19 protein-coding genes are annotated in these 12,228 nt (G+C 41.5%); 17 read left to right on the top strand and 2 right to left on the bottom strand.

The features are described from left to right. The first annotated feature begins 111 nt into the window (after window positions 1-111). From BZA03_RS17880 to BZA03_RS17840, 9 genes are all read left to right on the top strand, one after another. Window positions 112-411, top strand: coding sequence for a hypothetical protein (locus BZA03_RS17880; RefSeq protein ID WP_110289476.1), 300 nt, complete (start codon window positions 112-114; stop codon window positions 409-411). A gap of 127 nt (window positions 412-538) precedes the next feature. Beyond that, window positions 539-940 carry a hypothetical protein gene (locus BZA03_RS17875; protein WP_110289475.1) on the top strand — a complete coding sequence of 134 codons (402 nt, stop codon included), beginning with the start codon at window positions 539-541 and terminating at the stop codon, window positions 938-940. Between the two features lie 150 nt (window positions 941-1,090). Then, window positions 1,091-1,474 carry a trypco2 family protein gene (locus BZA03_RS17870; protein WP_110289474.1) on the top strand — a complete coding sequence of 128 codons (384 nt, stop codon included), beginning with the start codon at window positions 1,091-1,093 and terminating at the stop codon, window positions 1,472-1,474. Window positions 1,475-1,841: 367 nt separating this feature from the next. Then, on the top strand, window positions 1,842-2,189 hold the full coding sequence (locus BZA03_RS20515) for a hypothetical protein (protein WP_090492737.1): 348 nt from the start codon (window positions 1,842-1,844) through the stop codon (window positions 2,187-2,189). A 309-nt stretch (window positions 2,190-2,498) separates the two neighbouring features. Beyond that, window positions 2,499-2,741 (top strand): hypothetical protein, encoded by a 243-nt coding sequence (locus tag BZA03_RS17865; RefSeq protein ID WP_110289473.1) that lies wholly within the window; start codon window positions 2,499-2,501, stop codon window positions 2,739-2,741. A 117-nt stretch (window positions 2,742-2,858) separates the two neighbouring features. Beyond that, window positions 2,859-3,329, top strand: coding sequence for an ion channel (locus BZA03_RS20720; protein ID WP_375342589.1), 471 nt, complete (start codon window positions 2,859-2,861; stop codon window positions 3,327-3,329). Window positions 3,330-3,469: 140 nt separating this feature from the next. Beyond that, entirely contained in the window at window positions 3,470-3,823 is a 354-nt protein-coding gene (locus BZA03_RS17855) for a DUF6404 family protein (protein ID WP_110289472.1), read from the top strand. 152 nt (window positions 3,824-3,975) lie between these two features. Then, the gene (locus tag BZA03_RS17845; RefSeq protein ID WP_110289471.1) at window positions 3,976-4,350 is read left to right on the top strand and encodes a hypothetical protein; all 375 of its coding nucleotides are present in this window, start codon (window positions 3,976-3,978) and stop codon (window positions 4,348-4,350) included. Window positions 4,351-4,494: 144 nt separating this feature from the next. Further along, the gene (locus BZA03_RS17840; protein ID WP_075177694.1) at window positions 4,495-5,487 is read left to right on the top strand and encodes a hypothetical protein; all 993 of its coding nucleotides are present in this window, start codon (window positions 4,495-4,497) and stop codon (window positions 5,485-5,487) included. Between the two features lie 62 nt (window positions 5,488-5,549). Here BZA03_RS17840 and BZA03_RS17835 read toward each other — a convergent pair whose 3' ends face one another. Continuing rightward, window positions 5,550-5,852: a type II toxin-antitoxin system RelE/ParE family toxin gene (locus BZA03_RS17835; protein ID WP_075177695.1), complete on the bottom strand. Its 303-nt coding sequence runs from the start codon at window positions 5,850-5,852 to the stop codon at window positions 5,550-5,552. Beyond that, on the bottom strand, window positions 5,849-6,091 hold the full coding sequence (locus tag BZA03_RS17830) for a type II toxin-antitoxin system ParD family antitoxin (protein WP_075177696.1): 243 nt from the start codon (window positions 6,089-6,091) through the stop codon (window positions 5,849-5,851). The genes BZA03_RS17835 and BZA03_RS17830 overlap by 4 nt, the downstream gene beginning before the upstream one ends. A gap of 725 nt (window positions 6,092-6,816) precedes the next feature. Between BZA03_RS17830 and BZA03_RS17820 the strand changes: the two genes are divergently transcribed. The 8 genes from BZA03_RS17820 (at window position 6,817) to BZA03_RS17780 (ending at window position 12,201) form a co-directional block, all read left to right on the top strand. Next, on the top strand, window positions 6,817-7,275 hold the full coding sequence (locus BZA03_RS17820; protein WP_075177698.1) for a hypothetical protein: 459 nt from the start codon (window positions 6,817-6,819) through the stop codon (window positions 7,273-7,275). Between the two features lie 111 nt (window positions 7,276-7,386). After that, window positions 7,387-7,719, top strand: coding sequence for an SMI1/KNR4 family protein (locus BZA03_RS17815; RefSeq protein WP_110289470.1), 333 nt, complete (start codon window positions 7,387-7,389; stop codon window positions 7,717-7,719). Window positions 7,720-7,797: 78 nt separating this feature from the next. Continuing rightward, window positions 7,798-8,349 carry a hypothetical protein gene (locus tag BZA03_RS17810; protein WP_110289469.1) on the top strand — a complete coding sequence of 184 codons (552 nt, stop codon included), beginning with the start codon at window positions 7,798-7,800 and terminating at the stop codon, window positions 8,347-8,349. Window positions 8,350-8,422: 73 nt separating this feature from the next. Next, window positions 8,423-8,809 carry a hypothetical protein gene (locus BZA03_RS17805; protein ID WP_110289468.1) on the top strand — a complete coding sequence of 129 codons (387 nt, stop codon included), beginning with the start codon at window positions 8,423-8,425 and terminating at the stop codon, window positions 8,807-8,809. Window positions 8,810-8,935: 126 nt separating this feature from the next. Further along, window positions 8,936-9,268 carry an energy transducer TonB gene (locus tag BZA03_RS17800; protein ID WP_110289467.1) on the top strand — a complete coding sequence of 111 codons (333 nt, stop codon included), beginning with the start codon at window positions 8,936-8,938 and terminating at the stop codon, window positions 9,266-9,268. A 534-nt stretch (window positions 9,269-9,802) separates the two neighbouring features. Continuing rightward, window positions 9,803-10,225 carry a GCN5 family acetyltransferase gene (locus BZA03_RS17795; RefSeq protein ID WP_110289466.1) on the top strand — a complete coding sequence of 141 codons (423 nt, stop codon included), beginning with the start codon at window positions 9,803-9,805 and terminating at the stop codon, window positions 10,223-10,225. Between the two features lie 672 nt (window positions 10,226-10,897). Beyond that, entirely contained in the window at window positions 10,898-11,263 is a 366-nt protein-coding gene (locus tag BZA03_RS17785; RefSeq protein ID WP_110289464.1) for a hypothetical protein, read from the top strand. Between the two features lie 149 nt (window positions 11,264-11,412). Beyond that, complete coding sequence (locus BZA03_RS17780) at window positions 11,413-12,201, top strand: YwqG family protein (protein WP_110289463.1); 789 nt, start codon at window positions 11,413-11,415, stop codon at window positions 12,199-12,201. The last annotated feature ends 27 nt before the right edge of the window (window positions 12,202-12,228 follow it).

Genomic DNA, 12,228 nt, shown 5'->3' with positions numbered 1-12,228 from the left:
GCTAAACACGTTCACTTCGTTCACTGGGACAGTAACGCAGCGGCGCTTCGCGATTATGCCGCTACGTCACTGCCCGTTAGCTTAGCGTTATGTGCTAAAGAGAATGCTTAGATGGATCTATTTTTTGCAAATCTGGTAACAATTGTATTCTTCGTTACAGGGTACAAGCTCATCGAAAAAGCAATTTTTCCAATGCCCTCCACTCTGCTGAAAATTGCACTCTATTCCCTTTTGATCTTCTGCTGTTTAGGCATTAATTCGATTCTTTTTGCAATTGCTATCGGACTCTGGTTACCAGATACATACCCAGTAACTTTTTCATACAAAGCGCTGTTTATTTGTCCTATTATTACCATCTACTTTTTATTTAAAATGATGCAAAACAAAAGGCTTGTTTCTGCACGCACATAACAAGCGCATTAACACTCGCTGCGCTCGCCAGGGACAAAAAAACGTAGGCTCCCTGCGCTTCGCTTGGTATTGTAGCCTACGTATTTTTGCCCGTTATGCGGGTGTTAGGGTTACAAGGATAGTTTAAATGTATAAATCTGGCCAAAAGGTACTCAATAAAGGATTAAGTCCCTTTTCCAGAATCTTGCTCGGTAGCATTTCTGGCCTTTTTGGCGTTGTCATGGTTTTAATTGCTCCTGATATGAGTAAGCCAATAGCTATTTATGGGTTTGGTGTTTTTTGCCTTACTATCTTTGTAATGTGCATCACTAGTGGCAAAATACGCAATTACTTGGGACGCGTAATCGGACTTATCGCCTTTTGCTTATCAATTGTTTATCTTTTGAGTCAAATAGGTGAGGGCCAATTAATATCAGGGCATAGATCAAAGCCATCTATTTACAATGCTGTATTGTTTTTCTTTGCTTTCGGCCTTCCTGGTATTTGGTTCGCAGTTAAAGGTAAATTCCGTGTTGATCATAAAGGATAACCTCCTAAGCAGTTGTAACCCTAACAAACCACTCAAAGCACTCGCTTCGCTCGCTGGGACGCTAACACATGGGCTGCGTCACTTCGTTCCGTATTTTAGCCCATGTGTTATCGCCCCTTAGTGGGGTGTTAGCGTTCAAAGGAGAATTAAATGGAATTAAAAGACTTCGTCAAAGAATCATTGGTCCAAATTAGCAAGGGAATTGAAGAAGCAAATGCTGAGCTTGCAGACTCAGAAGCTATGATAAACCCTGTTTATGTCAAGATGCATACGGATAATGCTCAAGCTTACGGTAGAACAAAGTCTCGAGATCCGAAGCATGACTTACAACCTGACTCACGAATAGTTCAAAAAGTAGATTTTGATGTAGCAGTTGTTGTTGAGTCAGGGCAGCAAGGCTCTGCTGAAGCAAAGCTTTCAATAGCTTCAATTGGTATAGGCGGTGGTGGAAAAACAGAATCGTCTAACAAGTCAGAGTCTCGAATAAAGTTTTCAATACCCGTTGTTTTACCCGGCTGCATAAATGAACGCTAACAAACCGCTGTAGTCGGTCGCAAGCTCCCTGGGACAATAACACGTGGGCTCAGTCGCTTCGCTCCAAGTTTAGCCCCAAGTGAGTATTCAGCAGATATTGGCTTCTCCCCAAGGGAAGACGCATTGGGTGGTGGAGGTAAAGTGTCTATTGAATCCATGGAAATCATGCTTCGTTTAGGACTGGAGCTCTATTTATCAGAGTATCCAGAGGACTAGGATGTTTAACCACAAACCTAACAACTCAATAAACCCGCTCACTTCGTTCGCTGGGACGCATACAAGCGGGGCGGCTTCGCCATTATGCCCCACATGTCTGCGCCCGTTATTGGAAAGTTAGGTGCTACAAGTGAAATGTCAGTGTCAAAGCATGGATATAAGAGTTACTGGCTGGAGAAATGATAGTTACTTCAATTCAATGCCTGAGATGCAAAGTTATGGGAATGGTTGGCAATCTATTCTCAAATGTTCAACTTGTTCTCAACATTGGCTAGTTGATCATTTCGACAAAGTACAGTCACTATTTGCTGTGAAAATTGACTCTCCGACTGATGTCAGCAAAGATCATCTATTGAGGAAACACATAAGTGCGTTACTTAAAAAGTACAATGGTTATTCAACTAACAATTGTCAATTTGCTGGCTGTAATGAATTGGCATTAAAAGGAAAGGCTTTTTGCCCTAAATGTTTGATTACAAAGCAAGGGGTCTATGAATAAGCTCGCACCTAACAAAAAAATTAAGTCACTCACTTCGTTCGCTGGGACGCAAAGATGCGGGGCGGCTTCGCCATTATGCCTCACATGCCTGCGCCCCTTATTTAAAAGTTAGGGCTATTTAGCTCACTCATATATTTTTAACTAAGGAGAGTCATTATGGCTGGAAAAATAAAGTTACCTCATAAATGCCCAAAGTGTGGTGTCGTTGCTAAAACAGAGCCTGAGTTGGAAAGGATTTTTGGTTACAGAACGATGAATGGGGGTGTCAGTAACCAAAGCCAGTGTAAAAAATGTAGATAAGGAGGTTTTATGAGTTTTTGGAAAAAAGCTTTAGACGTAACAAAAAATGCAGCTACGGCCGTTGCAGGAGAAATTGAAAAACAAGCAAATGAGTTACGAGAACTAAAGCAGAAATATGAAGATAAGAGTGATGATGAATTGCTTAAAATAGCGAAAAATGACGGTGTATTTGGAAGCACTAGTAAAGAGAGAAGCGTAGCAGCATCAATATTAAAAAAACGAGGTTTCTCTGTCGAAGAGTTAAAGTCATAGCCCTAACAAACACCTTAACAAAGGACGTAAAATGCTTGGCTCGCGCTCCTTCGTCGCTAATTATAAGCCAAACATTTTACGCCTGTTAGGTGGGCGTTATGTTCAGGGAAGATACAGTTGATTAAACAGCAACAAAGAATAGTTACTGCAATTACGCAAATATTGGCTGTACTAGTCTACTTCTTAGTACTAAATTACTCGGTATTTTGGGCGTTTATATACGCTTCCTTTTTCGCTGTAGCCGCTCCATTTTCGCTACGCAGGGCGTTAAGTTCGCACGCTTCTGACAATAGGTTTATTTTTACTGCAATTACTATAGCGGCAGAAATGCTAGCAGTTATCTTTGCATTCGCGAATGCATACCAGATTTATGGTGGTGTAGTTGTAAATGGGGTCGCAGCTATAGGGTTTGCAGACCACCTCTATTTTAGCGTTGTAACATTTACTACCCTTGGATATGGTGATTTTCTCCCAACTGGTACAACTAGGTTTATCGCTACCTTCGAGGCATTGTTAGGTTATGCATACTTTGCTGTTATCATTGGTCTTTCTGCAAGTCTCTTTTATGAACATTTGCGGAAAACATAACAAACAAATTATGTCACTCGCTGCCGCTCGCTGGGACGCAAATACGTGCGCGGCTTCGCCATTATTGCACACGTGTTTGCGCCCCATGTTTGGAAGTTAGGTTTCTCCGCGGGAAACATCGAATTCGAGGATTTTAGATCATGGATTATGAAGCGAAGCTACGACTTGCTCACAAAGAGTTAAATGATAAAGGCGTTTGGAAGTCGAACTACAATCCACCAATTGTAAAGTGGCTACGTAAACTTGGAATGTGTTTTCCGCCACCTTATTACCAAAGTTATTTTGCAAACGTTATGCTTTGTGTGACTTTCTTTGCTCCTGTATGGGGAATCTTCCAATGGTTTCTTGTGTGGAACGAGCTAGGTAAACCAGTTTTAGAAGCCGTTTTCATCTCGTTACTTGCTGGCACTTTGTTTGGCTTTATTATAGCAACCTTCTACTACATTAAACGTAAGCAATTAAATCTAACAGATTGGGGTTCATTGAGAGAGTAAGCCCAAAACCTAACAAACTGTTCAAGAGGGATTCGCAACGCGTGGCATTTTCATCATGCGTTGGTTTTAGTGTTTAAGGCGGTATGCGGCGACTTCGGTATTGCGTTGCTCACCCCTTAACAGGGCGTTATGTGACTCAAGGATGACGAAGAATGTATTTGCCTTTAAAAGATTTGAAAAAGGAACATTCGATACCGGAAGTATGGAAAGACTCCATTTGCAAAGTGGTTATTCAATTAACCAAAGATAATTTCGAACTCCACAATGTCTCGGAACACATCACTCTTCAATCTAGCGATTTGGCCAAGCTTAATCGAGAAAATGTTCTTGAATATGGTTGTTATCTAAAGGCGTTATCTACTGAATGTTGGGAACGTTCATGCTATCAATGGCAAGGTGATTATTGGGATTTAATCATCGATTTATGTACTGTAGAGGAAGGTGTTAGTGATCTCGTTCTGAAAGGTCGAGTTTATCCCATAGTTTCAGGCTACGAATATGAGTTTGGCATGGTATATGTTCCTTAGTTTTATTGGGCAGTCACATAACAAACACATTAAGCTGCTCGCAGGCTCGCTGGGACAGTAACACGTGGGCTCTGTCGCTTCGCTCCTATTTTAGCTCACGTATTGCTGCCCCTTATGTGGGTGTTATACCGCTAAAAGGATTTTATGAACCCGAGTGTTAAAAGCAAAATTCCACTAGTGTTTCTGATCATCATTTCGATTTGGTGGTGGTATTATTACGCGACTTCAAATGCCCTAAACGAATATGGAAATGCCAAATATGAGTGGCTATTTATGCTAGACGCACTATTAGCACTTCCAATTTTGTGCTTTCTTTGCGAATCAGATAAACAAAAAGCACTTTTAAAAGCGGCAATTTTGTGTAGCACTTCCGTGTTCATAGGAAGCCTTGTAATTCCCGAACAAAACAAAGTCATTTTCCATTTCCTTGAAAGTGGTCGTTATTTTGTCATAGCCATCATTCTTGTGTTAGAGCTCGTAGCAATAGTTACGGTATGTTTAGCCGTTCGCGCTGCGCTTGCGAACAAAGAAGATCCAGATTTAGCAGTAGCAAATCCTATCGAGAAAATTTTCGGTTTTTCGCTGTTCAGCTCAATTCTAGCAATTGAAGGACGCGTCTGGAGCTTTGCACTTTTTGCTTCCCAAATAGAAAGTAACGCATATCGTGGCGAACAACATTTTTTCTACGATAGAAAGGATGACGCTCAGAGTAACTTATTTGGCTTTATACTCCTCATCATTATCGAAATGCCACTTGTCCACTTACTCCTTCACTTTTTATGGTCAAGCGTCGCCGCAAATATCACAACAGGACTTACACTCTTCGGGCTTATATTTTTCTTGGCAGAATACAAAGCTGTTGGTAAACGCCCCATTTCAATTCATGGGAAAAACTTAATCATCCGTTACGGACTTTATGCACCGTTAACCATACCGTTAAAGGACATATCTGAAATAAGCCCAAATAATTCGTTTGTGAAGCGTTCGCGTGACGTCAAACGGTTTAACTACTCTGGTGTTCCGAATGTTGTTATCAAACTCTGTTCACCTATTAAGGGAAAAACGAAAATTTATTTGGGTGTTAACTCGCCAGAAGCTTTTATCATCACCGTTAATCATGCAAAAATCGCGGTATAACAAACACATTAAGGCGCTTCGCTCGGATTTTAGCCCACGTGTTACTGCCCCTTATGTGGGTGTTATGCGCCAAAGCGTACAGGATTTACATCCATACTTTTATGAAGGATTCTTGTGATCAGAATTTCCTGACTGCCCGTTTGTTTATAGAAAATAACATGGCTACCTTGAGGGAATTTTCTGTATCCATCCCTTATTTCATCGCAGCTTTTACCAATATCAGGATTTTCAGACAACATCCAAAATGAATCGTCGAATTGTTTAAGATATACATTACGCTGTTCTCGGCCCCATTTCCGTTGCGTAAACAATGCAATATCTTTTAGATCTGATTTTGCTAGTACGGTTAACTTAAATGGTTTCACTCTTTTAATTCACCGTCTAGTTCTGATATCAGGTGCTCAAGGTCGTATTCAGTCTCGCCGCTTTCTTCACCTGCTACAAGTAATTGACGCAGAGTGTTTAATTTGGTTTCCTGTGTTTCTAGCAAGCGAAGAGCTGAACGAATCACCTCACTTGCTGAACCATACCGACCAGTTTGAATTTGGCTAGCAATAAAGCTATCAAAATGGTCTCCAAGGGTAATGCTGGTGTTTTTAGCCATCTGATTTCTCCAAGTACCAATATATACCTAATTATGGTACTCGCGCGTTGTAAGTCAATAGCGCATAACAAACTGCTGTAGTCGCTCGCAGGCTCGCTGGGACGCAAACACATGGGCTGCGTCGCTTCGCTCGGAGTTTAGCCCATGTGTTCCGCCCCAAAGCAGGGTGTTATACGTCGAACAGGCATCAAGGATGATTTTTAATAAATTCATGAGAGTATTCAAAGAAACGAAAGGGATGCCAAAGTTATTCCGGTTTCAGCATATGCTCAACTCAATTACATACTCACTAATGGTGTTATTTGCTTTATGGCCTTGGCCAAACGCAGAGTATTCGTTGAATGGACGCAGCCTTACTTACCAAGAATTTTGGTTAACAGGTATGGCGCCCGGCTTTCTGCTATTTAGTATATTAATCATTGCAATTTGCTTCGCTTCTGTGAATAAACACTGGACTGGCCGCGTTGGTACTTTTTTATACTGGGCATCTATTATTGCCTTCATGTCTTTTTATTCTTTAAATGGGGGTGTAATCGGTGGGGCAATAATAGCTGTTTGGGCGTACTATGTGTTCTATAGCACTGGCATGAGGCAGTTTTTTGTTCAGTCAAACGTATAACAAACAAATTACGGCACTCGCTGCCGCTCCCTGGGACACAAGCACGTGCACGGCTTCGCCATTATTGCACACGTGCTAGCGCCCCTTATTTAAAAGTTAGGTGCCGATGACAAAACTTAGTATCTCAATCCTATTAATTATACTTGGCCTAGCGGGCTCAATATGGGTTCAAGTCCAAATTGATGCTGAGATTCCTAAATTAGAAGAGTATTCGGTAGTCTCAAGTTATAAACCTGTGAAGTACAAAACTAGGCAAACTGGCGGAAAGCCTAGTTACGAAATAACTTCCTTTACCATATCGGACGTTGAGTTTGTAATTACAGACAACAACCCATTCTATCGTCGTGTCTTATTTGCATTAAACGCTGGCGGTTACCTTCGCGTTTGGTACAAACCCACAGATAACTCAGCAATGATTTATCAACTCTCCCAAGACAATAAAATAGTGGCGCCATTTGATAAATTAGTTCATATCAATGGATATTCAGGAAGTGGAACTGCGACAATTCCCATATTACTCGCTATAGTGTTTGTATTTTCGTGGTATCGCAAAAGTGGCACCTAACAAAAGTTTACGTCACTCACTTTGTTCGCTTAGACGCATAATACACTCGGGGCGGCTTCGCTACTATGCCCCACATGCCTGCGTCCGTTATGGAAAAATTAGAGCTCAAAGATGAATCGAGCATTTGGGAAAGTATTTAAAAGCGAAAATGGCGTTAAGTACGGTGTAATCAGAAAAGCCACAGCGCCATTTCCTAAAGTCTTATCGGCTTTGGAGGTCTTGGCCGAAGACGGCTGTGGTAACTATTTCGTTCTACTAAATGAAGCCGTTTGCTTCTGGGATCACGAAACAGATGAGGCCGAGGTTCTTTCTAATTCAATAGATGATTTCGTTTCTAGGTGCTCGGCTCTAGAAGAAGTTGAACTAGAGCCTAGCCAAGTAGAGTCGGCATGGATAGATCCCGAGTTTGCGAAGAAATTCGGCATCAAGAGCAAGCCCTTATAAACGCATGTTTGAGACAAATTTCCGCTGCGCTCCAATTTGCCGTTATTGGAAAGTTAGCTGTATAAGGACGTTTGGCATATGAAATCCATTTTACTTATTTTCCTTTGTCTATTTTCTATTTCTGAAGTTCGTGCCAATCGGTTAATTTTAGTTACAAAGGTATTGTCTGAAGAGGTAGTAAAACGTAACTTTAACGGCACAGAAAATCCAAGGTTAAAACCGTTCAGATTAGAGCAGTCGAACGCCTGTGGTGTACAGTTTGTTAAACTTTATGTTGAAAGCGTATTAGATGGATACTTTGAAAAGAAAGTAATTGATACTCATGTAATTTTGGGTGAGTGGTGTGGACAGCCATTTAAACCTTTTCAAGAGTATGTTGTAAAATTATTCGATAAAGAAGACCCTGTCGTTTCAATACATCGTACTCAATTGGATGGTTGGGAGGTGTTCAATCTATATAGCATTGAACGTTTGCCAAATAATGAACGAGCGTTAACCCAAGATTGGCATGTTAAGCATTTCGATCATTTAACCCCGTCAGTAATAAGTGATTTTAATGGCAAGTCAGTAATTAAAATTAATGAACTAAAGGTGTGGTATACAGCTAACAAACAAATTAATTTGGACTAAAAAGCTTGGCTCAGCTCGTACCTCACTTATTTTAGCCCGTTATGTGGGCGTCATATTTCAAAAGGAGTGAGTTATGCGGATTTGTTTTTTAGCTCTCTATTTCCTTTGTTCAGGTGTATTTGCCACTAGCTGTTATATCAGCGAACAGCAAAGTACTGAGAATAGCATCAAACATCAGGATAAAGTCGACATCGAGGTAACGCTTGTAGATACTGATTACTCTGTGATGATATCGCTACCTTCTCAAATAGATGAACTTTCATTTCAAGGAGTCTTCCTCATTGCTGAGGACCTGGAACATCCAACTTTTTTCACTCAGCTTCAACCTTTCGAAGAGAATGGTAAAAATGTAGCTTGGTACACAATAAATGCTGGGTTAATTCGCCGTCATTTTATCGTTGCCAGCTTCGGTGAGTGTGGTATAGATGTGTTCAAGGAGGTTTTGTACCATGAAATATAACAAACCACTTAAGGCACTCGCTTCGCTCGCTAGGACGCTAACAAATGGGTTGCGTCACTTTGTTCCTAATTTTAGTCCATGTATTATCGCCCCTTAGCGGGAAGTTAGTTCTTTCGAGGAAGGTTGATGAAAAAGGAAATTTTACTCTTTATATTTTTTGCGTTTGTTGCAGCGTCTATCTCAACGCATTGCTTTGGAAATGAGACCGCAACAAACTTAGAAAACGAAACAAATGAGGCACTCGAAGGTTGGGTCCGCATGTCTTTTGACATCACTGAATCCGGAAGTACTGATAACATAAAAATATTAGAATCATCTCCATCGGGAAAATTTGATAACGAGGCAGTCAAAGCACTTTCAAAATGGAAGTACAAACCCAAGGTGGTTGATGGTACTGCAGTAAGGCAAACTGACTTAAAGGTACAGCTTGATTTTGTTTTAGAAGACAGCGAGTACTAACAATCAAATTAAGTCACTCGCTCCGCTCTCTGGGACGTAAACACGCAGGCCCCCTTCGCTTCGCTCCGTATTATAGCCTGCGCAGTTGTGCCCCAAAGTTGGGCGTTATGTGCCGCTAGACTATGCCAAATTTAAAAATTAAAGCTGAATTCGCATCAAGAGAAAGAAAGTTCTTAACGGCTTTGCTTATTTTCGCTCTACCTTTTGCCGTTGTCGTGGTTATCAATTCTTTTTCATCTACATACATAAATCCCGGCTTTCCTTTCGTCATCATGGTGCTGGGTTTTATGTTTGCTACTTATAGGTGGTATCGATGTCCTAAGTGCAACTCGATACCGCGTGCTTTAGGAAACCCTGGGGTGCAACTGTTTGCAAAAAAGTGCGGAGAGTGTGGAGCTCAACTAAGGTGAAAGCATGTAACAAGCCAATAAACTCACACACCTCGTTCGCTAGGACGCTAACTCGCGGGGCCGCTTCGGTATTATGCCCTACGTGCTATCGCCCCTTATTTAAAAGTTATGCTCAAGGAAGATTATGAAGATTTATCCAGAAGTACTCGACCCAGAACAAGTTGGAAACTATCCCGCAGTTGCCAAGTCCGGAGGTGGGTATGTTTGGGATGAAGTTCTCGAATATAGGGTATGGTGTCATCCTCACGATGGCGCGCCAGACCTCGAAGGTGGAAGCGACTATTACTATGCTTTCGCCACTTTTGAAGAAGCATTGGAATGTAGCAACGATATTCTAGGTGCAGAAAGACCAATGGCTCTAGTTCTTCAACGCGAGTACATAAGCGAACCAATCACCGGCCAATATGAACACATAAAAGAAGAAAGAATAACTGAATGGCCAGTTCAATTTTTAGGGCGCCCTAAAAGAAACAATCTAACCATTCCTAACTTTATGTCTCCAGATGCTCCGGACAACAAACTGGACATAATTAGAGGCCTTGCATAACTTTGGCGTAAGGCATAACAAGCCGCTGTGGACCCAAGCGGAGCATACTGGGACAAAAACACGCAGGCATGTTCGCCATTATGTCCCACGAGCCTGCGCCCGTCATTGAAGAGCTATGAAGTGTTGAATCATTTTAGAGGACTTTTTATGAAACTCTACCCTTATCAAACGATACAAACTGTAAACCTACCAACTCTTTTGTTCGCAGCTAGAGCTCTTGGTATTTTCGCCTATATATTCTCTTTTTTTACTGTTCTACTATGGGGCGCAGCTTTCGCTGTCGATCCTAGAGTCAGAGAAACTTGTTTACTTGTTAGCATGGGCACATTTTCCGCTACTATTTGCTTTTTAGTTATTAGCGGGTTATGCGCTGCCGTTGTCTCTTGCGAACAAAAATACACTCAAGGATAGAACGCTACACAAAAAACCAAGCCAGCGGGATACAAGCACGTACGTTCCCGTAACTTCGCTTTGTATTTTAGCTTACGTATTTGTGTCCCTGCTTGGGATATTCTACTCACAGGAGAAGATAGTGCTATTTTCTCCTGTGAATAGAAGAAAGGCGCTTAACACGTTCACGCCGTTCATTGGAGCAGAAACCCAGCGGCGCTAGGCTATGATACCGCTACGTTGCTGCTCGTTAGCTTAGCGTTAGGTACTACAAGGAACTTTATGGCAAAAGCCGAAATAAAAAGATTCATTAAAGACATACAGTCTCGTTTTCCGGATACTGTACCTTTAATGGAAAAACACGAGAGTTGGGCGCTAACCTTTCGAATGGAAGAGTTTGCAAACTCAACAACTTTTGCGTTTAACGAGAATAGACTAGCGGAAGCTGAAAGACATTTATCATACATGAGCCAAAAATTAGACTCGGCAACTTCAATTGAATTTGAGTACATCGACAAATATTACGTCGAACACTTGTTTTGGAATGCAACACCTGCCGGGATAAAAGCTGGTTGGCCACTCGTTCCAAACAACTTAAAAAAGCTCTACATAGATTTTCACGGTAACGAACCGAAATCGAGGTCGTAGAGGCACGCACCTAGCACCCAAATAAACGCACTCGCTAGGCTGCTTTGGACAAAAGCACGTAGGCTCCCTACCCTTTGCTTGATATTCTACCCGACGTAATTTTCCCCTAAGGAGGGTGTTAGCCTCCCCATCAAAGGAATTGAACAACAATGAATGAAAAAATACTAAGCCTCGATGAAAAGTGCCTTAGGCTTATTTCCGCAGAGACAGAAGTAGTTAGTTTTCTTGGTGGAAAGCCAGTAGTACGTTCACCTTTCGACTGGCCTCGTAAAAATAATAAACCACTTGGGTTCATTGCTCAGCTAGACTTGGAAGAAATTAACGTAAATCAAAGTATCGAATGGCTACCTGACAGTGGCCGATTATTATTCTTTTATGATTTTGAAGAGTGGCCTTGGGGGTTTGACCCACATGATAAGGGTGGTTGGGCTGTAATTTATGAGAATGGTTCTGGAGATCTGTACTCTCATGAACTGCCCGGAGATCTCAGTGACGAACATCTAGCCCCTTCAATTAAATATCTGAAAGCAAAAAGTTTTACTAGCTATCCAGATGCGCAAAGAATTAGCTTTAAAGAAATTGGCTTATCTGAAGACGAGGATGATGAATACTGCGACTTTATCGATGAGCAGTACGGAGTAGAACCTCGCCATCAAGTTGGAGGCTTTCCTACACCAGTCCAAAATGACGATATGGAAGAAGAGTGTCACCTTGTGAGTAGTGGAGTAAATTGTGGCGGTTCAGAAGGATACAATTCTGAAAAAGCCAAACAGCTTCGAAGGCAGAAAAACGATTGGCGAATGATTTTCCAATTTGACTCTGATGATGATATCGAAGTTATGTGGGGGGATATGGGTATACTTTATTTCTGGGTTAGAGAAAGTGACGCTAGAAAACGTGACTTCTCTGCTGCTTGGGTGGTGCTACAGTGCAGTTAATATTAACCCATGTATTACTTCTACTTA

Source organism: Alteromonas sp. I10, assembly GCF_003201515.1.
GTDB lineage: Bacteria > Pseudomonadota > Gammaproteobacteria > Enterobacterales > Alteromonadaceae > Alteromonas > Alteromonas macleodii.
The sequence above is the reverse complement of the archived record's forward strand: the minus strand, read 5'-3'. Positions and strand labels throughout refer to the sequence as shown.